The sequence below is a fragment of the Clostridium bornimense genome (assembly GCF_000577895.1).
Taxonomy (GTDB): Bacteria; Bacillota; Clostridia; order Clostridiales; family Clostridiaceae; genus Clostridium_AN; species Clostridium_AN bornimense.
In genome coordinates, this window is record NZ_HG917868.1 from 1,480,740 (window position 1) to 1,505,942 (window position 25,203).

A 25,203-nucleotide genomic window follows, 5' to 3' on the forward strand; every position below is an offset into this window, starting at 1 on the left:
AAATATATCTTCTCCTTAATTTAATTTTTTGTACTTAAAAATAAAACTAAAAAGAAAGGACACACCCGATTGAATTTGTTCTAAAAATCACTTTCTAGTTTTGCCAATCTTTTTCGGTAGTGTGATACCGTGGGACATCCGCCGAATATTCGATACTCCCCATCCTCGTCAACTTACAAATAAGTTCTGGCGCTATTATATACTTAATCCTTAATATTAGTTCATATATTTAAGATACTTATGTATTTTAACATATATATTTTTAGTATTCAATAACGCCTTTACAGTTTCCTGATTGTTAAGTTGTATTTTTACATTTTTACTACCATATTGTTAAGTTGTATTTTTACATTTTTACTACCATTATGTTATATTTTAAATATATTTTTTATATCCTCCAATGACATAGACGTAATTATTGATCTATCCATCTCTTCACCATCAATAACATCACTTATCAACATTTTTTTCTTTTCTTGAAGATTATATATTTTTTCTTCAATTGTGCCCTTAGAAATCAATTTAATCACTTCTACAACATTTTCCTGCCCAATTCTATGAGCTCTATCAGTAGCTTGATTTTCTACTGCAGGATTCCACCATGGATCCAAATGTATAACTATATCTGCTGAAGTTAAATTAAGTCCTGAACCTCCTGCTTTTAGAGAAATTAAAAATACAGGTATATTACTTTTATTGAATTCATCAACCATTTCTATTCTTGTCTTGGCTTTTATTTCACCATCAAGATACATCGATTTAATATCTAAATTTTCTAAAATTTTCCGCACATTTTTAAGTATAGATGTGAATTGAGAAAATACTAATATCTTGTGTCCATCATCTATTGATTTATCTAATATATCTATTAATATATCTATTTTACTGCTTCCGCCATTATATCCCTCAATTATACTGCTAGGATCACAACAAATTTGTCTCAATTTTGTAAGAGTACTTAAAATTAATATTTTTGTTTTCCCTAAATTAGATTTATCAGAATTATTATCAATCTCCTCATTAATAGAATTAACTAATGAAGTGTATATCTTTTTTTGTTCATCATTTAAATCTACTATAACTTTTCTCTCTATTTTATTTGGTAATTCTCCCAATACATCCTTTTTCTTTCTTCTTAATATAAATGGCACTATTTTATCTTGTAACTCTTTTAATAATTTTTTATCATTCTCTATCATTATTGGAATCTGAAATTGTTCTCTAAATTTCTTTTCATTTGATAAAAATCCAGGCATTATGAAGTCAAAGATTGCCCATAATTCTATTAATGAATTTTCAATAGGAGTTCCAGTTAATGCAAATCTACATTTAGCATTAATTTTTTTTGCACATTTCCAAGTAATAGATGATGAATTTTTTATTGCCTGTGCTTCATCTAATATACATAGATTAAAATTTATTTTTGATAATAACTCTATATCTCTTTTCAAAATTGAATATGAAGTTATTATGATATGTGAAGAATCAATACTTTCTACTAAATTACTTCTTTTCTCTCTATCACCATATAAACAACTAACCTTTAATTCTGGTGCAAACTTATTTATTTCTTGAACCCAATTAAAAATTAATGATGTTGGACATACTATTAGATTGCATTGATTATTTCCCTTTTTTATAACATTTTGTATGAATGCAATTGTTTGTATTGTCTTTCCTAAACCCATTTCATCAGCTAGAATTCCACCAAATTTATATTGATATAATGTAGAAAGCCATTTAACACCCTCTATTTGATAATATCTTAATTTATAATTAACATTTTCCTCTAACTTAAAATCATTTAAGTTAAAATTCTCAACATCATTTAATAAGTTTTCTATAGACTTATCTAATTTATTAATAAACATATCTTTTAAATACAAACTATGATATTTATTTAATAGAACATTGCCTTTATCTATGTCACTATTATTTATATCCAAAACTTCAATTACATGTGATAACTTTTTTATATCTTCACTTTCTAAAGATAAAAAACTTCCATCTTTAGCTCTATAAAACTTTTTATTAACTCTTATAGATTCAAGTATATTTCTTAATTCAATACTATCATAATTATCAACACCAAAAGAAAAATTTAACCACCCATCATCATTTAATGAAAGCATTGTCTTAACTTTGATTGAATTAACTTCCATCTTTTTAAAAGCTTCTGAATAATATATTTCTCCAAATTCTTTTAACACTTCTATACCATTAATTTGTAAATTTAATATATCCTTATCACTTTTCAATAAAAGATTATTATCATTTTTTATAAATCCTAATTTATAAATTTCTCTTAAAATTCTATTTTCTTTTTTTATATCTCGAATAACAGCCTCTTTGTAATCTTCTCTAAATGGATTTATTCTTATATTTTTATAATTAAAAAATACTGTTAGTACTACATTTCTCTCTTCTTTATCAAAATAAAATTCAGTTCTAAGTGGCTCGTCTATTATTATATTCTCTAAGGTATTTTCTAATGTTACCCTTCCTAAAGAATTGAATCTACTAAAACCATATTTAAAAAAATCATCCTTATCTTCATCTTCTATAATAATATAATTGTTATCACCAAATAAACTCTTGATTTCTGAATAAAGCTCATGAAAATCTATAGTTGTAACGTATAACTTATCATCATATAAATATATATTGGACTCATCTATGGAGATTGGCATTTTCTCTATAGTCAATGATAAATTTCCGTTAATGTTTTTACATATAAATTCTAAAGCAATATCATCATAAACTATATCCCCTTTAACTAATCTATTTTCTTCTTCAATGTAAAACTCTTTATATTTCAATAGCTCAATAATATCTTTAATTATCGTTCTATTAAATATAAAGTACTTTCCTTCCGTAGTTTTTTCATTAAAATTTTCATCTTCAATATACTGATGTAGTATTTTAATAATTCTTCTATCTGTAGGATTGAAACCATGATGATTTTTTTTCCATGTAAATTCTTTACCGAAAACTATTTCTTCGCTATTTTCTAAATCAAAGATAAAATTTTTAAATTGCCTTATAACATATTTTTTATTTTTACCAATTTTAAAATATCCTCTTACTTCTTTATTTACTTCTGCTATTATAATATCAAACTTTACGATACTCTCAGGCTCATCCTCTTTTATTGAGTTAAGAAATTTTCTCATAACAGATAAGTTTTCATAACTCTCTTTAGATTTTGCAACTTCGTTTAAATAGTATAAATAAGCTGCTACTACATGCTTACAATTATCATTTGTTTTCACCTTGTAAGGACAAGTGCACTGACCTTCTAAGAGATTATCACCTTTATCTACAACAAAATTAATTAAATATTCATCAAAATTTTCAGAAGCTACATAACAGGATAATCTTCTACTAAATTCATCTACTTCTCTTTCCCAAAAATCAAAAACATGATCTCTTTTATAAAAATAATATCCCTTATTTATATTCTCTAATATAGCTTTTTTTCTAATATTTCCTATCTTAATATCATTCACTTAATTCACCTTAAATTCATTTTATAAATAATCCTTATATTCTTAATAATATATCATTTATATCATCACTTACTCTATTTCTTTCTGAACTTATCCATTCCATATCATATGATAACCCAAATATCTTACAAAATGAATAATACATATTGATTTTTTGATAATATATCTCTAAATCATATAATGCCCCTTCATAACATTCTGGTTTTGATATTTCATCTAGTTTTTCTATAAATAATTGTTCTACATAAAAAATAAATGTTTCTAATAATTCTTCTTTACTTACATCAAAAGGAACCTTTAATAAATTCCATTGATCTATTTCATCTAACTTGTATCTTTTTATCTTTTCTAATATAAATAAGTAATCTGAAATATCCATCTTCTTATAATATTTTATTTTTTCTTCTCTACTGCTCCATAACGCAAGCTTCTCATTTAATGGTATCTCTTTAATATTAAGTATAGCTTCTGAAGGGCCTATTACTGCCTCTTTAATAATCAAATCATCTTCAGTTAATTTTTCTTCAATAAAATCTTGATTATCTTTAACTGTAGCTACATAACCATTATCATATTTACCTTTTCTACCTGCCCTACCAGCTATTTGTTTAACCTCTTGTGAAGTTAAAAATCTTACATCCCTTCCATCAAATTTCTTTATATTTAAAAATATAATTCTTCTTATTGGAAGATTTACACCCATCCCTATAGCATCAGTAGTAATTAGTATCTTAGTTTCATTATTAATAAATTGCTCATACTGTTTTTTTCTTACTTCCGGAGGCAAATCTCCATAAATTATACTAGTTTTTATTCCTTCATTAGAATAATTCTCTGCAATTTCTAAAACTCTTTTTTTTGAAAATACTACAATAGCATCTCCATCAGTAACTTCCTTATAAGAAAAATTTCTTTTTTCTACAATTAACGGAATTTCTCTTTTATACTCAATTATTTCATAATTATCTTCACAATCTTCTAATATCTTTTTAATTAGATTTTTTGTATTTAATGCACCACAAATATGTATTTCTTTTGCTCTTAAACCCAGAAGTGCTCTACTCCAAGCAGCGCCCCTTTGACTATCACCTATCATCTGTATCTCATCAATTACTGCTACATTATATTCCTTACTTAAATCTGCACGCTCTATAGTACAACAAATATGAGTTGCTCCATCATTTCGTATTTCTTCTTCACCAGTAAGCAAATCACAAACTATGCCTTCCTTATTTAACATTTCAAAATTCTCAAGTGCAAGTATTCTTAAGGGAGATAAATATATAGAGTTTTTTTCTTGTTTTAATTTTTTCATAGCATTATAGGTTTTACCTGTATTGGTATCTCCTAAGTGAACTATGAATTTTCTTTTTAACTTTCTTGCTAATATATATTCATCTTTAGGATTTTTAGGAAAGTTCTTTTCAAATTCTTCCTCTACTAACTTAGGAATATGCTTTTTTATTAATACTGTAAGTATTCCAGAATTGATAAGTAAATTATTGTTATCTTTTATTACATCTTCATATTTAAACGAAGTTTCATTCTTTTTATTGTAATTGTCTAATAATTTTTCAGATATATAATGTAATAATTCTTCATACCTAATATATACATCATCAAATCCCTTTAGCGATTCATTTTTCATAGTATTAAGCTCAATTATTTTTTTTCTTACTGCAGTTTCATGCTCTATTAGTGCACCAACTTTAGAATGATATACAATTTCTTCTATATTATTAATTTGACTTTTTAACTTTTTAAATTCTCTTTGAAATGTATTCTTTTTCATGAAACACCTCCAAAATATATATTTATATCTTATTATTATTATAGTAGATTATCTAAATATTATTAAGTTTTTATTTTTTTATACTTGCATAAAAAAATGTAGGATATGAAATATATTCATATCCTACATTATTAAAAATAATGATGTATATAATCTACTTTTTAGTATACTCATGTATAAAGCCTTTAATCTCTTCCACATTTGTATAATCTGGATTATTTTTTATTGTAAGTAATTCTGGAAATAAATCTATAGATTTACCTGCTATCAGCATACTATTATTTATTATTACTGATTTTGGCGAAAAATCATATATCCTTCCACTAGAATATATTATCGTATTATCAATTTGTAGTTCAGAATCTTCTTGAAATAATAAATCTCCATTTATCAGAACAACTTTCACACCATTAGTAAACTTTTTTGTATATCCTACAGGATCTCTTGATAATGAATAGTAAATTGGTAATACATTGCTGCTAAAATTAAAATCATCTGCCCTACTAATCTGAAAAACAGTAGGGCTTGAATTTCTTACACCAGTATTTTCTATTCTTTTTCCTCCTGAATATCCATTTTGATATCTACCACTAATACTATTTCTAATAATATCTACATTATCTTTACTATTAAGATCAATATTTGTTTTTTTCATTTGCTTAATACAATAATCTATACAATATTCATTATGATAGTAGAGAATTAAAATATTTCGATGCTTGGTAATTTATTCTTTTATATATGTACGTATAAACTCTTGAATCTCATCCATATTGGAGTAATTAGGTTTTGAATTTATTCTAATACATACTGTATCTAAATTTAAATTTTCCCCTACTATAAACATAGTATTACTTAATCTTAAATCTTGACATGTTATTTTTATACTTCCAGTAACATATAAAATAGTATCACTAAACTGATAAGAACCATCAGTTATTTCCAAATCTCCATTGAGCAAAACCACAGTAACTCCATTAATCTTCTTTCTATATCCAATAATATCTCCAGAACCATCTCCAGAATATATTTCTAAGCTTTGATGAGCATCATCAATAAGCATATTTAGTGCACTATTCCATACACCTTTTTTACAGTCATCAATATCTTTAATTTCAATCTTACTATTTTCTTCTTTATAATCATTAACAAATTCATCACTATAAACATTATTATTTATATTAATGTAAGATTTGTTATTTAAGTCTGTTTCTAAAGATTCCACATACCATATATCATTAGGTACCTTAGATTCATTAAGTGCAGTAGTTGTTGTAATAGTTATAGATGGTACATCGCTACCTAATACAGAAAAAACGTTCATTTTTCCCACTAAAGAAGCTATATCGCTTTTATAATTAAGATTTAAATATATATTTTGTGTTTCTTCCATTGATACACCTTTTTCATCTGTAGCAATAGATGTCAACTTATACATAGCTTTGTTTTTATCTAATTTTGCAATAACTGAATATGTATATTGATCATTTCCAACTACTTCTCTTACTTTATCATCAAAAATATATTCTTCTGGAAGATCATCAACTTCTTCAACTGTCCCTTTTAATTTTTCGATCTCTTTTTGTAACTCTGATCTTCCTATATTTAATCCTGATTTACTTGCCGCTTCAATATCATTATTTGTATTATATTTCTGATTATATGTATTCGTCTTAACTAATGTAGTCAATAGCACTCCTACAATAAAAATCATCACTATAGATATAACTAATACAGTCATCATAGTTGATCCTTTTTTCTTTTTCAACCATTTTCTCATTTTTCTCTTCCCCCATTTATTTTCCCTTTATCTTGTATATCTCACCAAGAATTCCTTTATTGCATCGGGATTATCATAACTTGGATTATTTTTTATAGTTAATGAATATGGCACTAGTTCTAAGTCTTGTCCTGCTACTAACATAGAGTTATTCATTTTTATATATACAGTACCAATTCTAAGTTTTCCTGCTGCATATATTATAGTATCTTCTAGATTTGCCTCATGTCCTACCACATTAATATTTCCATTAACCACTACCACTTTTACTCCATTATTAAATTTTTTCGTGTATCCTACTACAGATTGACCTGTAATATCTAATAATTCTTCTACTTCTTCATTATCTTTAAAAGGAAACCCGTTTTCTTCTAAAGAAATTTGATATGACATTGCATATGTTTTTCTTACTCCAGAATTTGAAATCAAATCCCCATCGCTATATCCATTAACATTACTACCAACAATAGTATTTTTAGGAATATATACATTAGTTTCACTATTCAAATCAATAGTTTTTGCTTGTACATACCATATATCTGTAGGAACTTCTGAAAGCTGACTAGGGATTGCACCTAATTCTGTTGCTTTAACTGAAAGTGTTCCATCTTCTAAAAGTAATGATAATGCTTTTTTCTCATCAATAATAGGAGAAATTCCAGGGCCTATATTCATATTAATTTTTACTGTTTCAACATCTTCTACTGAATTTCCTTTGCTATCTGTTACAATAGTCTTTATTTTATACTGACTACTTTCAGTATCTAAAGTTGCTTCTACTGAATAACTTAGACCATCATCCCCCACTAACCCTTTTACTTTATCTGTGAAATCATAAGATTGTCGTAATTCACTTAAATATATAACATCACCATTAACATCATTTATATTCTTTATCAATTGTGCTTTTGCAATATTATTTGCAGATTCCGCTGCTAGCTTCATATCATCATTTTTATTATACTGATCGTTTAATTGCATAGTTTTAGTTAAGGTATTCAACATAGATGCTGCCACAATAATTATTGCTGAAGATAATACTAATACCATCATCATAGCTGAACCTTTTTTCCTCTTAAAATTTAAATTAAGACATTTCAACTTGAATTTCCTCATTCTTTCTTAAATTTACAAGTAGTGAATACTTTTCTCTATATGCTTGTCCTTCTTTAACACCATAAAAATTTATACTAAGCATTTGCTTCTCAGTTCTTTCTGCTGAAACACTTTCTAAACTATTTATCTTTGTGGTTCTAGAAATTTCTTTTATTACAAATCCCCCATCAGAACCTATAGTATCCTCAGAATATAATTTATTAACATCATCAACTAACTTAAATTCTGTAGCTTCTAGAGCAGTGTTTTCTCCTTTATAAAAATAAATTACTTTATTTTTCTCTTCATCACTAGGTATGATTGCAAAAATGGGCTTAATATATCCATCGTCCCCTTCTATCTTTGCAATCTTCCCATCCTCATAAACAATTACCTTACACTCTTCTTTTTCTATCAAGTTATCGATATCCATAGAAATAGATCTTATATTATCTTCTATAATGCCATAATCTCTATTTTTATAAGCTGATTTGTAACTTTGTAAAAATAATGTAGATACCATAAGAGAGACCATTGTGAAAATTGACATTGCAGCTATTAATTCTACCAATGTAAATCCTCTCTTTTTCATTTTCATCACCTACTTATATAAATTTTCTTATCCACTTCATTACCTTTTTCATTATCTTTTACAGTGGCTTCAACTTTATATATATTAGACTCCTTATTTGATACTTTTATAATTGCTGAATAAGTAGTTCCATCTGTCCCAGTATACGTTCCAAGTATCTTTTTTTCCAATTCATCCATATTATCAAAACTAATAGTAACAACGCCATTATTTAAAAAATAATTAAACCGATCATTACTTATAGTTTCATTGTCAGTCCCATCTCCTCTTTTTACATCGAAAATATCCATCACTGCTTTAACATAATTGATATTTTCCAATCTATTATTAGATTTATTTTCTATTTTAGCTGAAGAAGTAAGCAAATTTCCAATTGACAAAGATAAAATTAGAAAAATAGCCATGGCTGCCATAATTTCAACTAATGTAAAACCTTTTTTTTTATTTTTAGAAGACATATTACTATTCATTACTTGATATCTCCTCATTGTTATTTGTATTATAAAATTTAATTTGAATATTTAGAGTTACAATATCATTTGATTTTTGAGTACTTACAGAGGCTATATCTAATATTCTTTCATAATCTTCTACATCCTCAATAAAATTACGAGTATCACCCTCTCCTCCAGTAAGGTTAAGTGTAAATATATTTTTATTAAGATTTAAATTACTAGTATTAGTTTCTACAGTATCATTACTTTCATTTTCTGAAAAAGACTCTTCCTTAAAACTATTCTTTTCATCTTCTTTAGTTATACTTATCGATTTAATCTCTAATGAATTATTTATTGCTAATTTCTTTATATCTTCTAAAAGTTGTCTTATATTATCCTTATCAGGTAATTTTTTTAAGGCTTTTTCGTATTCAGCTTCTAATTGTGGCATTTTACTGTTCATATCTTCATTTTTTTGCTCATATAATTTATAATTATTAGTTTCTCCTTTTAAATACGACAATTTCTCCTTATTATATGTAAAATTAGACATACTTGGCATCAAGATAAATTTAAAAGAGATTACTGTTACGATTATTATTGATGTTACACATAAAATGATTTTATCTTTATCACTTAAATTCTTAAAATAACTTGAAAGCCCTTGTTTTTTGTTATTCTTCTCCATTTTTAGAACTCACCTCTATTTCCACAGAAGCTTTGAACCCATTGCTATCAGAACTAATAGAACTTATATTTATTGACTCAAAGAAATCTGTATCTTCTACATTTTTCATAAACTTAGTAATATCATCATATTCCTTTGTAGAATAACTTAATTTTATACTTTTACCATCATCAATATTATATGAATCTATTGACCCACCATTTGGTATACATCCACTAACTTCTTTTAAAATCTTACTTACATTTGTTTTTGTACTTTTAATACTATCAATTTGTGATATAAAACTATTCATCTTATTAGTTTCTGCTGTTAATTTTTTATTTTCTTGTATAACATCATCATATTTATTGGCACTTATCTCCAACACCTTAATTTTAGCTATAATAAAAAGATTAATCCCTAGTGCAGCTACTGATACCAAAGCTACTACTAATACAGTTGATACTAAAGCTTGTTTTAATTTTTTATCTAATGCATTAACTTTTAAAGACTTATTTATTACTTCAGGATTTAAATTTAATTGCTTTATCATATTTAATCCCTCCTTAAGAACATTCCATAAGCACCTATATACCTATGAAAGCTTTCTTTTATCTTTATTTTTACTCCTAGATCTTCCGTTTTTCTAACAAGAACACATTCGGTACCAAAATAACTCTCCATATATTTCATTAAATTATCTATTAATACAAACTCTGAAATAATTATTATTCTACTTAATTTCTTATCTCTTTTCCCACTATTATAGAATTGAATTGTCTTTGCTATTATATTTAAAGCATTATCTAAATTAGTTTTAACTTTAGGATATTTATAAAATATATCCTCTAATTTTTCACCTAAAATATATCCTTCTTTCGCTCCAAACTCTACATCTTTTGTAAGATTATCTGTACCAAATATCAGTGTTCTTTCCAGTTTTAACATTCCTTCTTCCATAATAAAAAAATTAGAACTTCTTGCACCAAAATTAAACACTCCTACATCTTCTACCGCTTTAGATATTGGACCGTTTTTAATTACTCTTGCCATGCTATTTGATAAGATATCTATTGTTTTCACATTCATATTAAGAATAGAAACTAACTCCATAAACTTATCCATTTTTTCTTTTGGAGCTGCTACTAACAATAATCTATATACTTGATTCTTTTTATCTTGCTGACATTTTTCAAGTATTTCGTAATCTGTGTAGTACCTGTCCATTTCAGGAATAAACTGACTTAATTCATATTCTATAGCTTCCTTTAAAAGTTTATCTTTCATAACTGGGACTTCGATATATCTAGTTATTATATCTGAACCTTGAATGATAAATGATATATCACTTTCTCTTATTCTGTTTCTATTTAGCCATTTTCCTAATGCTGAAATGACTTCTCTTTGACAAAATAAATTTTCCTTATTACGTATTTGATCTTCATGAACTGTAATTGTCCCATAATCACTTATGTTGTTTTTACTTCCAACAATTACATGAGCATAAGTATTTCCTAATTCTACAGATACCTGTTTCTTCGCCACAATAATTTCCCCCTAAAACATACTAATAGATAAATACCAATTAAAAATATCTTCACCAAATAATATGGCAATTAAAGTTCCTAGTGCTATATAAGGAACAAAAGCTATATGCTTTTTTCTATATCCTTTCAAATAAATAACTGCAGATACAATTCCTCCAAAAATTATAGATAAAAATAAACTCACTGCAACTATCTTAGGTGATACATATAGAGAAATAAGTATAAATATCTCTAAGTCTCCTATCCCCATACCATCAAATTTTCTAGTCATCAAAATAATTAATCCTAAGATAACTAATGGGATAATAATACTTAATAAAACACTAAAAATATTTTTATTTATAAAAATCTCTACTATAGAAAATATTATTCCTCCTACTATACCTACTAAAGACACAGAAAAAAACACATATTGAGTCTTTAAATCTATAACTGCAGATATTATTAATATAGATATAAGAAATGTGTATTTAATAAACTCTATCCCAAAACCAAATCTTAGATATATAATAGTAAAAATGATTCCTGTTAAAAATTCAATTAAAGGATATTGTATAGATACCTTCTCCTTACAATAACGACATTTTCCTTTTAAAAATATCCAACTCATAATAGGAATTAAATCTAAAGGCTTCAATTTAGTATTGCATTTCCCACAATGTGATGGAGGATAAGCTATACTTTCATCTTCTGGTATTCTATATATACATACATTAAAAAAACTTCCTAAAATCGTTCCTATAACAAATACAAAAAAAGCCATATTTCCTCCTTTTTGAAATAAGGCTGTCATAGTGACAGCCTGTTTTTATATTTAATTTGATATAATATTAATTATTCGCTTGCTGGTTCTGTATAAGTAGAAAAATTAGTTCCATCTAAAGTTATATTCTTTATAGCATCAGAATCTTTATTTATTTTTCTAGCTTGTCCAATGGTCATAGATCCAATTCTATCAACATCTTCACTAACTATTATATCTTCATCATCAATTGTAGTAACTGCATCAGTAACTGTTGTGCCATCATCGATTGTTGTTGATGCTGTAGCATTATAAGTTTCTACAGCTCCTAATGCTATTCTCACTTGTGATATTATTGCAACCTTTTTACTTCTATTAATGTATCCTGACACTGTTGGTACTAATACAACTGCCAGTATTGCTATAATTGCCACTACTGCCATAAGTTCTACTAATGTAAATCCTTTTTTCTTTCTTTTTTTTGTTAAGTTGTTCATTTTACTTCCCCCTAATAATTTATATTTATATCTATATAAAAGCACTAAGCTTATATATCTTATTTTATATAGTCACTATAATCTTTAATATCATTTTCATATTTAGGTTTTTCACCTTTATACGTAGAAAACACTCCAGCTTCATCTATTTCTATATTCTTTAGTGCATCACTATCCTTAACTATCGCCATTGCTTGCTTAACTGACATATTCCCTAACTTATTTATATCTTCTATAGGAACTTATTCTTCATCTTGTACACTTACTATGAGATCCTTTACTATACAACAATCTGCATCTTCTTGTATGTAATAAGCACCAGTTCCTAAAGCATTACTATTTCTTACAGCATTAACTGCTACTCTTGCTTGTGAAATAATAGCTAGTTTTTTTGCCCTATTAATATATCCTGTTACTGTAGGAACTAATACTACTGCTAATATCGCAATAATTGCTACTACAGCCATTAACTTCCACTAAAGTAAATCCTTTCTTTTTCATTTCATCCTCCAATATAATTTCTAATACTTAAAATTTTAATGCTACATTTTTAATATTTATATTGAAAATCTTCCATTCCTGCAGCATATTGATCGTAATATTCCGTTTTCCCATTTTCATCTAATTTTAAATGCTTCAATGCATTCTCGTCTGATACAATCTTTCCAACGCCACAAAGACTAAAATCGTAAATTTCAGTAATATCTTTTTCATTTAGCAATTCTTTATCATTAATCTTAACTCTTGCTTCCTCTACTTTAGTATTATCATAAGGAATATAATCATCACCAAAAGCTGTCATATTATATGTATTAATTGCTTTTATTGCATGATGACATTGAGCTACAACTCTCAATTTTTTACTATTATTAATGTATCCTTTTACAGATGGAAGTAATACTACTGCTAGTGTTACAATAATAGCTAGAGAACACATTATTTCAATTAATGTAAATCCATGCTTTTTATTCACTTATATCACACCTCTATAATGTAATTAATATATTTTTTATAGAACTAAAATATTTAATTCGTTTATTTATAGTCATACCCATATTTGTGCATCGGCGTTTTTAATACCGACATATCACGGTCACGATTGTACCAACAAAAATTGCCATCTTTATATATCTCAACAAACTTTAATGCTTCATCATCTTTAACAATTAATTTTGCAGCACAAAGTCCTAATTTTTTTATCTTTGAAATATCATCTTCACTTAATAGTGTATCATCATTTATTATTTCCTTTGCTTCTAATATAGTTGTTTCTGACTCAATGTCCGCATAACGTATATAATCACTACCTGAGCTAAACATATTATGGGTATCGATAGCCTTCATCGCATTATGAGTTTGTGCAATAACTACTAACTTTCTTGTTTTAATAATATAAGCCCTTATATCAGGAACTACTACAAGAGCTAATAATGCTATAATTGAAATTGCACACATAACTTCTACTAAAGTAAATCCACTCTTTTTCTTTTGCATATTAATCCTCCTAGCTAAACTGATCCCATTGATTGGAACATCGGTAAGACTAATGCTACTATAACTATACCAACAACAAGTGCTAGTCCTATTATTACTACTGGTTCAATAAGTGAAGTAAATTTCTTAATAGCAAAATCAGATTCACTATCGTAAAACTCAGAAATTTGATCTAGTATACTGTCTATATTTCCACTTTCTTCACCTATTTTCATCATTTGAGTTAGTAATGTTGGAAATACTTCTTTTGCTTCCAAAGCTTCTCCAATACTTGAACCAACATTGACTAGCTCTTTACATTCTTGCAATAATTTTTTTGTATACTCATTTCCTATAGATTCAGAAACTATATCTATTGATTCAATTATTCCCATACCACCTTTAATTAGAATTGCAAAAGTTCTTGCAAATCTTGCCGTAGTAACTTGTTGGGTTATTGCACCAAGCTTTTTAGAATTCATTAAGAATTTATCTCTTTCATATATATAGTTTTCATTTTTATCTAAAATATATTTTTTAAATCCAATTATACCCATGACAAGAATCATTAAAATAATAAAATTATTTCTACAAAAATCACTTATTCCAATCACAATTCTTGTTATTAATGGTACTTCCCCTCCTGATGAAGTTATAGTTTCAACAAATGTAGGAACTACAAAAGTTATCAGACCAACTGTTATTAGTGACCCAAATGCCACTAGTACTTTTGGGTAGCTTAATGCTGACTTTATTTTTAGTTTTTGCTGATGTTGCTTATCATAATAAATTGACATATCTTTAATAATTTCATCAAGATACCCCGTTGATTCTCCTACTGCAAGCATAGCTGCAAACATGTTCGGTATTTCTTCCTTTTCTTTCAAAACATCAGACATATTTCTTCCTTTTTGTATCTCTTCTATCAATTCTTCTATTACAGATTTTAATTTTTTATTTTCAATATTTCCATTTATTATTTCTAGAGATCTAATCATAGGAATACCCGCTGACAAGGTAAAATAAAGTTCTTTACAAAACATCGATAAATCTTTAAAAGGTATTTCTTTAAACTTATCAAAACTTAAATTATTAGCTGCTACTTCTTCTTCTACTTTTATAAGAAAAAAGTTTTTTTCTCTTAAATTTTTCTGTAATTCTTCCCTGGTATCTACTTCTAACTTACCTTTTATTACTATTCCATCTATGTTTTTAGCTTCATAATTAAATACTGCCATCTATATACCCCTCTATTCATTAAGCATAGTAACTCTCATAAGTTCATCAATAGTTGACTTTCCCGCTAATACAGCTTTTGCTGCAGATCTATTTAGAGTATTCATACCATTTCTTACTGCTACTTTTCTTATTTCTTCTGCATTACCATTGTTATAAATAACTTCTTTAACATCTGCACCAATCTCCATTATTTCATAAATCCCCATTCTTCCTTTATATCCAGTATCATTACATCTACTACAACCAGTACCTCTATATAAAATAACTCTCTGGTCTGGTAATCCCAATATGGATTTTTCATAATCTGATGCTAAATATCCCTGTTTGCAATTAGGGCAAATTTTTCTTATCAATCTTTGAGCTATTATTCCTTTTACTGCTGTTGCTACAAGATAAGGCTGTATTCCCATATCCTGTAATCTCATTACAGATGATGGTGCATCATTAGTATGGATAGTACTTAAAACTAAATGTCCTGTTATCGCTGCTCTAATAGCTATCTCTGCTGTTTCAGCATCTCTAATTTCCCCGATCATAACAACATCCGGGTCTTGTCTAAGTATTGATCTTAAACCACTTGCAAAAGTTAACCCTGCTTTAGCATTAACATTAACTTGAGTGATTCCATCCATTGCATATTCCACCGGATCTTCAACAGTAACTAAATTTACAGATTCTTTATTTAAATCTCTAAGTAATGAATATAGTGTAGTAGTTTTACCACTTCCAGTAGGTCCAGTAACTAAAACTATTCCATAAGGATTACTCACTATTTTATTAATCTTCTCTAAATCCTCACCTTCTAGTCCTAATTGATCTTTTTCTACCATATATGCACTTCTATCTAGTATTCTGATTACTACCTTTTCACCATAAACAGCAGGCAACACAGATACCCGCAGATCGACATCGACACCATCAACTTTCGTTAATATCTTCCCATCCTGTGGTATCCTTTTTTCTGCAATATCCATGTCAGATAATATCTTTATTCTAGTTATCATTGCTGCTAAGGGCTCTCTAGATGATTCAAATTGTTTCTTTAGCTGACCATCTATTCTATATCTAACAACTACTCTATTTTCAAAAGGCTCAATATGTATATCACTGGCTTTGCTTCTTACAGCATTAGCAATGATTGTATCAATCAACTTAACTGTAGGAGCATTCTCAGTTCCGTCAATTTGCTCTATGATATCTTCTTCTTGTTCTTTTTCTTCTGAATGTGCCTTAAGATGTTCTGCTGTTTTTTCCATATAGCTTTCAGAATAGTACTTATTTATCATCTGCTTTATTTCACGTTCACTTGATAAAGCTATTTTTATCGGATACCCCGAAGCTATTGATAAATCTTCTTCTGCTAGAATGTTAAGTGGATCATTCATAACTACTACTAATTCATTATTTTCAATACCTATTGGAAAGGCATTGTATTTTTTTGCTAAAAATTCTGGAACTAAGTTTATAAGTTCTTTATCTACTTTAATCATATCCATGTAGACTCTATTTAGACCAAGTTGCAATTCTAGTACACCTAAAAGATCACTTTCACTTATAATTCCACTATTTATAAAAATTTCTCCAAGCTTTTTCCCCGTAGCCTTTTGAACTTCTAACGCTTCGTCTAATTCTGCATCAGTAATATAATTATATTCTAATAATAAATCACCAATTCTTTTTTTTCTCGCCATAGTACCACCTCAAATATTTCCAATTGAGTTTTTACATTTATTTCTTTATATTTTCTTTTTATACAGTATTATTTTATATTTTTATTTTTTTCTATATATTACATTTAAAAATTTGATATATTGTCTTTTTTTGTGCTCTTGATATTTATTATAATCACTTAAAATATAACTTTCAATACTTTTTAATCGAATTTTGTAATTATTTTGTTTTTGTGATTATTTTTTTACATTTTATTAAAAATAATTAATTTTACAATAAAATACTTGAAATTTATGCATTTTCATCATTGATTCCTACTATTTTACTACATAAATCTACATGTTCTATTTTATTGCTCAAAAACATCTAATTATTATTTCTAGAATAAACTTATTCTATTTTTCCATATACTTCTTTATAATCCGTCATATTGCATTTATTTTCTATGATATCATAATAATCAAAATTATTTTTACAAAATAAAAAAATCATATTTCAAATGAAATATGATTTTAACTGAAATCTATTTATTTTTACTTCATTTTAAAATATGTTATATATACTTTATAACATATTACTCTTTTTCTCTTTCTTCTGCTTATACATCTTACTATCTACATATCTAAATAAATCATTTATAGTTTTATCAAACTCTCTATTAAATTTCCCATATCCATAAGCTATAGATATTTTTTCTATATCAATATTATATTCAAATCTATCAATCATTTTTTTCATCTCAATATCCAATATATTTTCTATAATAACTACAAATTCATCTCCACCTATCCTAAAAACTTCACCTTTTTCACCAAAAGTATTCTTTATAACCTTCGCTACTTTAACTATAAGTTCATCACCTTTTTGGTGCCCTAGAGTATCATTTGTAATTTTCAGATTATTTATATCTAATATAACTAGATATATATTTGATGATACATTTAATCTTGTATTTAATTCTTCTAGCTTTATTTGAAAACAAGTTCTATTTTGTGTTCCAGTCATAATATCTATATAAGCTAATTCTTTTAATGCTTCAAGTTTAATACTTTCTTTATATATTTTTGATAGTACACTTATTAAATCTATAAATAGTAATAATATTAGTACAATAATCCCTATACGTGTATAAAAAGATGTATCTTTAGTCTTGCATATATTGTATTTAATTATATCCACAATACCACATGTAATAACTATTATATAACCTATTGAAGAAAATGTAGGTCTCTTTTTTCTAAATATATATTCTCTACACAATATAATAATAACCATAACCGATGCTATTATTCCTATAAAATGTGCTATAAATAAAGATTTCTTCAAATCAAATATGTTTAATAATTGTAATAAAATTATTATTACAAACGCAATGCACTGTCCTATTACTATAAAATCATATTTTCTAGCAAAAGTTTCTTGCATCTCTTCTTTTACAATCATAGTAAATGTTATTGGAATAAATGCAACTAATAACAACTTAATACAATATATTGTGAACTGTTTATCTGTAACTATTTGAAGTAAGGATGCATCTGACAAAGACCATATAGATACACTTACACATAATATAGCTACATATAATATACTTTTCTTAAATTGACGTACTATATGAGATGCAAAATATAAAATAAAAAAAGATATTCCCATTATAAAACTAATAATAGATAAAAAAACGTTAGAAATATTATCTTTTAATATATTTAAAATAATACTACTTCTAGTACCTATAAAAATTCTATTAGTATCATAAATTTCAAATTGATTATATGGATCTTCTAAAACTATTTCTAACTTTTTTCCTTCATAATCTTTAGGTAAATCAACTATATTCCATAAGTCTCCAGGAGTATTACCAATGGGAATGTTTCCATATCCACTTTGGTATATTAAATTATCATTCAGATATACTTTTACTTTTTCTTGATATGTCCTAAACCCCACAGTATCAACATACCCATACTTAGCAGATAATATATTTGATGAAACAATTCTATCTCCTTTATATGTACTTTCTTTATCCCAAAAATTATCTAACTCCATAGGTAAATCTATTTTTAATTTATATCCTTGATTGGGAAAAATTTCAATAGTGAATATTAGAAATAAAATAAATATCGCTATAGTAAATAGATAACATATATCTACTCTTTTATTTCTAATACTCATAGCAATTTACCCCTCTTATAGATTAGTATTTCTTATTTTGTTCCCAATTCCATGCATCTTTAATCATCTTAGTTATATCCTCAAACTTTGGTTTCCATCCTAATATTTCTCTAGCTTTCTCACTTGATGCTATAAGTTTTGCAGGATCTCCCGCTCTTCTTTCTGTCACTACAAGTGGTATTTCATCACCTGTAACCTTTCTTGCAGCCTCAATCATCTCATATACTGTAAATCCTTCTCCACTTCCTAAATTAAATACATCACTTTTTGAACCATTAAATAAATATTCAATAGCTTTAATGTGAGCATCCACTAAATCAATAACATGAACATAATCACGAATACATGTACCATCCTTTGTATCATAATCATTTCCATATACATTAATTTTCTCTCTTCTTCCTGATGCAACCTGTAATATTATAGGAATCAAATGTGTTTCTGGATTATGCGCCTCACCTATGTCCCCAGACGAATGTGCACCGGCAACGTTGAAATAACGTAAGCATACATATTTTAATCCATAAGCTTTGTTATACCACTTTATCATTTTTTCCATTGATAATTTAGTCTCTCCATATACATTGGTTGGATTTGTCTCATCACTCTCTAAGATAGGAATAGTTTTAGGCTCTCCATAGGTTGCCGCTGTAGATGAAAATACAATATTTTTAACATTAAAATCAACCATAGCTTTTAATAAGTTATTTGTCTTTGCTACATTATTTTCATAATATTTGTATGGGTTCTCCATACTTTCACCAACTAAAGAAAATGCTGCAAAATGAATAACACCATCTATGTTTTCTTCTTTTAATATATTAGATATAAATTTATAATCACCTATGTCACCTTCATAAAATTTAGCTTTTTCGTGCACTGCTTCTTTATGTCCAGTTGATAGATTATCTACAACTACAACATCAAATCCTCTTTCTATTAATAAATATGTTGCATGAGATCCTATGTATCCTGCCCCACCTGTTACTAAAATTTTCATACTTAACTCATCTCCCTAATTATCAATTAATTACGCTACAATAATATGATTATATCGTTACCTAAATGCTTAATTTAAAATAATCAATATAATCATATTAAAAATTTAATGATTTTACAACTTATATATTACATTAATTAAAATATATATTTGTATTAATCCTAAAAAAACAACAAAAAATCTTCTGTAAAACCTTAATTTTTTCCTATATCCCTCTAAAGTTATATCAATATTAATTTCTGCCATAGTAGTAATTAAATATATAACTATAATTACCGCTGGTATAAAGAATATTACCTCTTCCTTAATGCCTAAGCGAACTATATTACCACAGCCATTCCAACTTAATGGTACTATATCAGGCATAAAGCTACTACAAATAAGACTGATACCTACTATTATTAATATAAAAATCAAATCTACCCATTTTTTATCAATCATAGTATTCTCCTATTTCCAATTATTTAAATTATACCATTTATGAATATATTTTCAAACTGTTTAATATATATATATTGTACTTAAAGTGACCGCCACTTTTAGTGTTTATTTAAATCTATATGAAAGCCTCTATAAGTTTTTTATCTTATAGGGGTTTTTGTATAGACTCCTTATTTTGTAACTCCATTATTATCTTAATGTTTTTTATGTCATATAAATATAATATGCATTTTATAATTCTTATGTTAATTACTTCTCAACACAAAAAAGGTCATCTAAGTTTTACAATAATACTTAGATAACCTTACTTTTTAATTAAATCTTAAAACATCTTTCTTTATTTTCTTAAAAATAGGTGGCAAAGTTTCAACTATAGTTTTATTTTCTAAATAACTCAAAGTATCATCTAAATTCTTAAATATAAGTTTATATGCATATAAATACTGGAACTTTAATGCATATTTATTATCAAAATAAGAATTTAATTTTCTATCACCATATTTAGGATCACCAATAATAGGATTTCCAAGCTCCGCTAAATGCGCTCTTAGCTGATGGCTTCTTCCAGTTATTAAATTAATATCTAATAATGAATAAGCCCCAACTGTTTCTAATACTTTAACATCCATGGCAATTTTCTTTCTATCTTTGCCAGGCTCTCTATATACCTTAGAGATATTATTCTCTTCATTCTTTTTTATATAAGCCTCATGTAATCCTTCTTCTATTTTACCCTTAACTAACGCGATATAATATTTTCTAATATTATTTTCTCTTATAATTTTATTTATTCCTTTAAGACCTTCGTAACTCTTACCAAACACAACAATTCCAGATGTATTTCTATCTAATCTATTACATGGCGCTGGAGTAAAAGTTATCTCATTTTCTGGCTTATAGTCACCTTTTTCATTTAGATACGAAAGAACATAATCCGTTAATGTTGCTTCTCCTTCTCTACTATCTTGATGAACTAAAACTCCTGGCCACTTTTCTACTACAAGTATATTTTTATCTTCATATGTTATTTTTAAAGAACTGGAATCTATAGATGTGAATCTTTTTACTTTTTCTTCTTTTATTTCTTTTAATCCATCTATTCTAACATATTTATTTAGTTCTACTACATCACCCTCTTGAAGAATATAATTTTCCGCTGATTTTTCTCCATTAACTCTGATATCCTTCTTTCTTATATGTTTGTATATACCATTTAACGGTATATTTTTAAGGTATTTTTTTAAAAACTTATCTAAACGTTGACCACTTTCATTACTACTTATGTTTATTATCATTATTATGCTCCTATTTCTTACTTATTTAAAAAATTTAATGCAGCTTCACATTGAATTGCTACACCTATTGCTAATGCATTTTCATCTATATCAAATCTAGTACTGTGCGCTGGATAGATTATACCCTTTTCTTCATTTCTCGTTCCAAGAAAATAAAAAGCTGATGGTCTCTCATTAGAGAAATATGCAAAAGATTCAACACCCATACTTGGTGCCTTAAGTGAAATAATATTATCTTTTCCTATTACCGTTTCAGCACTTTCTTTTATTATATCCACCATTTTATCATCATTATAAAGACACGGATAGCTTTCCTCTATTGTTATCTCAGCTTTTCCTCTCATTGATTTAACTATTCCATCTACCACTTCTACTAATCTTTTTTTTACATATTCTCTATGCTCTGCTTTTACAGTTCTTATTATTCCTCCTAAAGATACTTCTTCAGGAATAATATTTTGAGATGTTCCACCATGAAAATAACCTACTGTTATAAGTCCTGCATCAGTCGGTGGAAGTTCTCTACTAACAATTGTTTGAATAGCATTAACCACTGTTGTTCCTATTACTATAGGATCAATAGTCGATTCGGGATGTGCTCCATGTCCGCCTTGCCCTTTTATAACTATTTTATATGGATTAGATGCTGCATTAAAAACATCGTATTTTACACCTATTTTTCCACAAGGAATATCCTCACTTACATGAAGCCCAATTATAGCATCAACATTAGGATTTTCTAAAGCTCCTTCTTTTATCATTACTTGTGCTCCACCTGTAGTTTCTTCTGCAGGTTCAAATAACATTCGTATAGTCCCTTTAAATTTATCCTTATGTCTATTTAATAATTTTGCAATTCCTAATGCAATTGTCATATGAGCATCATGACCACATGCATGCATTACTCCTTCTTTTGTAGACTTATATTCACATACCTTATTGTCACACAATGGTAGGGCATCCATATCTGCTCTTATCCCAATAGTTTTTCCTTCATCTTTTCCTTTGATTGTAGCACAGACTCCAGTTTCTGCTACATCAAAATATTCTATACCTTCATTATCTAAGAATTCTTTTATTTTTGTAGAAGTATTATATAACTTAAAATCCAATTCTGGATTCATGTGAAAATACCTTCTAAGTGAAACTAACTCCTCTTTAATTCCTAATGCTTCATTATAAAAATTCATATAATTCCTCCTATTGAAATTTCAACTCTATATTATCGCCATCATACAACGGAGAATAAAAAGATGCTCTTTCATTATTTAATATTAACATAAGCATCCCTTTATTACTTGTAAGATCAAACTTTATTTTATCAAATATATCTACAAATACATATGATTCTTTTCCTGACAAGATTACTTTTTCACCATTGACAGTAACAGTAATATTATTTGCTTCAAAATCATTAGTTTTGCTATTTTCAATTTCTTCAATTTCTTCAGTTTCTAATTTATCTTCTTTTATTTCACTGTAAATCCTGTCACCTTCATTTATTATATAATTATTTGAAATTATATTTTCTCTAATATAAAAGTTTTTTAATTCACCATCATTAATATAATAATCTTTAAAATCCCCTAAAGTCTTAGGATATATTATTTCAATATCATCCCCATCTTTTATTAACATATCTATATCACTTCTATTATCATTTATATAAACTCTTGGCTCTAAATATTGAATTTTATCATTATAATAAAATGAAGTACTTTCAAGTAAAACATAATCTTTAACTATTGGTTTCGCACTTTCTCCATTTATGGCAAACTCAACATTAACTTTATCACCTTCTACAATTTCCGAATCTAATGTAGCATCTTTACCATTTATTTTTATAATAGCATTCTTTCCTAATGATCCGAAAGCTATTTTGTTTCTTCCATTTAAAGTAAACCTCACATTGCTACCTTTCTTTGAGATTATATCTTTCGGATTAATACCACTTGCTAAAATTACATCCATAACTTTATGATTATTATAATTAAAGAGCGATACCACTTTATCATTTATCGATATATCTATAAAGTCTCCACCTATTCTTTTTATAGCTTCTAAAGCAATACCTAAAACAGTAACGCCAGTACTACCTAAAGATAAATCTTTTACTTCACAACTCTCAATATTACTTCTATCCTTAATAACTACTCTCTTATCAGAAAGTTGAAGTTTTTCTACCATATAATCTTTTAAAAGTGGAGTATGTGCTCCTCCCCCAACTAAAAACATAGCATTAGGGCTCTTCCCGCCATTTAACTCTAAAATCTTATTACATATTTCATCAGCTAATTCATTTACTTTTGAATCAATTAATTTTAATATTCCATCTCTTTCAACTTCACCTTCAAAGCCTAATACATCAGTAAATTTTATTTTATCATCAATAAATATTCTTCTTTTCATTTTCTCTGCAGTATTAAAATCTACAAGATACTCTTTTGCAATTACTTCTGTTATTTCATCTCCTGCTTTTGAGATCATTCCATAAGAATAAATTGTTCCATCTCGTGAAATTGCAATATCCGACGTACCAGCTCCTATATCAACAAGGCCTATATTAAGCATCCTTAAATTGCTTGGTATAACAACTTCCATAGCTGCTATCGGTTCCAATGTTAAGTTAGAAACTGTTAGTCCAACTTTTTTCATAACAGCATAAAGTGAATCTACCACTGATCTTGGTAAAAATGTAGCTATTATCTCAACAGAAATAGTATCTCCTTTATGACCTTCTAAATTTGAAATTACATATCCATTAAGATAATAATTCTTCACAGAGTATCCAACACAATAAAGAATGTTTTCAGAATTTTCATTTGCTATTTCTTCTGCCTTTTTAATTGTGGTAAGTTCTAACCCTCTTATCTGGTCTTTATCTATATCCTTATACTTTTCACACTTAATTTCATGATTCACTTCTACAGTTTTAAGAAATCTTCCGGCTGCAGCTATTGATACCTTTGTTAGAGTAATATTTAATTCCTTTTCTAGCTGATCTTTAATCTTCTTTACTAGTTTTGCCACAAGTTCTATATCATGAATTTGACCATCAATCATTGCTCTTTCTTCATGCTCCATTAAAACTTCGTGAGACACAATAAATTTTTTATCTTTTATATACCCTACAGTACCTATTACCTTCCTTGTTCCAATATCCAAGGCAAATATATAATCACTCATCTAAATCATCCTTCGCACAAAAATAACAATTATATTAATTATATAGCAAAAAATATATAATTAATAGTTAT

The 25,203-nt window shown here is 27.1% G+C and carries 24 protein-coding genes; all 24 read right to left on the reverse strand.

Translation table 11 applies throughout. The features are described 5' to 3' along the window. Positions 1-368: 368 nt before the first annotated feature. Positions 369-3,509 carry a DEAD/DEAH box helicase gene (locus CM240_RS06535; RefSeq protein ID WP_051483733.1) on the reverse strand — a complete coding sequence of 1,047 codons (3,141 nt, stop codon included), beginning with the start codon at positions 3,507-3,509 and terminating at the stop codon, positions 369-371. 34 nt (positions 3,510-3,543) lie between these two features. Continuing rightward, positions 3,544-5,301 carry a helicase-related protein gene (locus CM240_RS06540; RefSeq protein WP_044037573.1) on the reverse strand — a complete coding sequence of 586 codons (1,758 nt, stop codon included), beginning with the start codon at positions 5,299-5,301 and terminating at the stop codon, positions 3,544-3,546. 154 nt (positions 5,302-5,455) lie between these two features. Then, positions 5,456-5,956 carry a hypothetical protein gene (locus CM240_RS06545; protein ID WP_044037575.1) on the reverse strand — a complete coding sequence of 167 codons (501 nt, stop codon included), beginning with the start codon at positions 5,954-5,956 and terminating at the stop codon, positions 5,456-5,458. 72 nt (positions 5,957-6,028) lie between these two features. After that, on the reverse strand, positions 6,029-7,081 hold the full coding sequence (locus CM240_RS06550; protein WP_044037576.1) for a hypothetical protein: 1,053 nt from the start codon (positions 7,079-7,081) through the stop codon (positions 6,029-6,031). Between the two features lie 27 nt (positions 7,082-7,108). Next, positions 7,109-8,182: a hypothetical protein gene (locus CM240_RS06555; protein ID WP_044037578.1), complete on the reverse strand. Its 1,074-nt coding sequence runs from the start codon at positions 8,180-8,182 to the stop codon at positions 7,109-7,111. Further along, on the reverse strand, positions 8,169-8,768 hold the full coding sequence (locus CM240_RS06560; protein WP_044037579.1) for a PilW family protein: 600 nt from the start codon (positions 8,766-8,768) through the stop codon (positions 8,169-8,171). Before CM240_RS06560 ends, CM240_RS06555 begins: the two co-directional genes overlap by 14 nt. Before the next feature lie 5 nt (positions 8,769-8,773). Then, positions 8,774-9,238 (reverse strand): PulJ/GspJ family protein, encoded by a 465-nt coding sequence (locus tag CM240_RS06565; RefSeq protein ID WP_044037581.1) that lies wholly within the window; start codon positions 9,236-9,238, stop codon positions 8,774-8,776. Continuing rightward, positions 9,231-9,893 (reverse strand): type IV pilus inner membrane component PilO, encoded by a 663-nt coding sequence (locus CM240_RS06570; protein ID WP_044037583.1) that lies wholly within the window; start codon positions 9,891-9,893, stop codon positions 9,231-9,233. Before CM240_RS06570 ends, CM240_RS06565 begins: the two co-directional genes overlap by 8 nt. Then, the gene (locus CM240_RS06575; RefSeq protein ID WP_044037585.1) at positions 9,880-10,425 is read right to left on the reverse strand and encodes a PilN domain-containing protein; all 546 of its coding nucleotides are present in this window, start codon (positions 10,423-10,425) and stop codon (positions 9,880-9,882) included. The genes CM240_RS06570 and CM240_RS06575 overlap by 14 nt, the downstream gene beginning before the upstream one ends. A 2-nt stretch (positions 10,426-10,427) precedes the next feature. Beyond that, positions 10,428-11,417, reverse strand: a complete 990-nt coding sequence (gene pilM / locus CM240_RS06580; protein ID WP_044037587.1) for a pilus assembly protein PilM — start codon at positions 11,415-11,417, stop codon at positions 10,428-10,430. Positions 11,418-11,429: 12 nt separating this feature from the next. Beyond that, a complete protein-coding gene (locus CM240_RS06585; protein ID WP_044037589.1) occupies positions 11,430-12,182 on the reverse strand; it encodes a prepilin peptidase in 753 nt (250 codons plus the stop codon). A 71-nt stretch (positions 12,183-12,253) separates the two neighbouring features. Continuing rightward, positions 12,254-12,658, reverse strand: a complete 405-nt coding sequence (locus tag CM240_RS16840; RefSeq protein ID WP_051483734.1) for a type II secretion system protein — start codon at positions 12,656-12,658, stop codon at positions 12,254-12,256. 59 nt (positions 12,659-12,717) lie between these two features. After that, positions 12,718-12,867 (reverse strand): hypothetical protein, encoded by a 150-nt coding sequence (locus CM240_RS17465; RefSeq protein WP_156930520.1) that lies wholly within the window; start codon positions 12,865-12,867, stop codon positions 12,718-12,720. Between the two features lie 33 nt (positions 12,868-12,900). Beyond that, complete coding sequence (locus CM240_RS06595; RefSeq protein WP_051483735.1) at positions 12,901-13,125, reverse strand: type II secretion system protein; 225 nt, start codon at positions 13,123-13,125, stop codon at positions 12,901-12,903. A gap of 83 nt (positions 13,126-13,208) precedes the next feature. After that, positions 13,209-13,631 carry a type II secretion system protein gene (locus CM240_RS16845; protein ID WP_051483736.1) on the reverse strand — a complete coding sequence of 141 codons (423 nt, stop codon included), beginning with the start codon at positions 13,629-13,631 and terminating at the stop codon, positions 13,209-13,211. A 62-nt stretch (positions 13,632-13,693) separates the two neighbouring features. Continuing rightward, the gene (locus tag CM240_RS06605) at positions 13,694-14,152 is read right to left on the reverse strand and encodes a type II secretion system protein (RefSeq protein WP_044037591.1); all 459 of its coding nucleotides are present in this window, start codon (positions 14,150-14,152) and stop codon (positions 13,694-13,696) included. A gap of 14 nt (positions 14,153-14,166) precedes the next feature. After that, positions 14,167-15,369 carry a type II secretion system F family protein gene (locus tag CM240_RS06610; protein WP_044037593.1) on the reverse strand — a complete coding sequence of 401 codons (1,203 nt, stop codon included), beginning with the start codon at positions 15,367-15,369 and terminating at the stop codon, positions 14,167-14,169. A gap of 12 nt (positions 15,370-15,381) precedes the next feature. Next, positions 15,382-17,061 carry a GspE/PulE family protein gene (locus tag CM240_RS06615; protein ID WP_044037595.1) on the reverse strand — a complete coding sequence of 560 codons (1,680 nt, stop codon included), beginning with the start codon at positions 17,059-17,061 and terminating at the stop codon, positions 15,382-15,384. A gap of 544 nt (positions 17,062-17,605) precedes the next feature. Further along, positions 17,606-19,210: a GGDEF domain-containing protein gene (locus CM240_RS06620; RefSeq protein WP_044037596.1), complete on the reverse strand. Its 1,605-nt coding sequence runs from the start codon at positions 19,208-19,210 to the stop codon at positions 17,606-17,608. 22 nt (positions 19,211-19,232) lie between these two features. Continuing rightward, entirely contained in the window at positions 19,233-20,210 is a 978-nt protein-coding gene (gene galE, locus CM240_RS06625; RefSeq protein WP_044037598.1) for a UDP-glucose 4-epimerase GalE, read from the reverse strand. A gap of 114 nt (positions 20,211-20,324) precedes the next feature. Next, complete coding sequence (locus tag CM240_RS06630; RefSeq protein WP_044037600.1) at positions 20,325-20,651, reverse strand: DUF1648 domain-containing protein; 327 nt, start codon at positions 20,649-20,651, stop codon at positions 20,325-20,327. A 311-nt stretch (positions 20,652-20,962) separates the two neighbouring features. Continuing rightward, on the reverse strand, positions 20,963-21,946 hold the full coding sequence (locus CM240_RS06635; RefSeq protein WP_044037601.1) for an RluA family pseudouridine synthase: 984 nt from the start codon (positions 21,944-21,946) through the stop codon (positions 20,963-20,965). Positions 21,947-21,963: 17 nt separating this feature from the next. Next, a complete protein-coding gene (locus tag CM240_RS06640; RefSeq protein ID WP_044037602.1) occupies positions 21,964-23,136 on the reverse strand; it encodes a M20 metallopeptidase family protein in 1,173 nt (390 codons plus the stop codon). A gap of 10 nt (positions 23,137-23,146) precedes the next feature. Further along, entirely contained in the window at positions 23,147-25,132 is a 1,986-nt protein-coding gene (locus tag CM240_RS06645; RefSeq protein WP_044037604.1) for a cell division protein FtsA, read from the reverse strand. Positions 25,133-25,203: the final 71 nt, after the last annotated feature.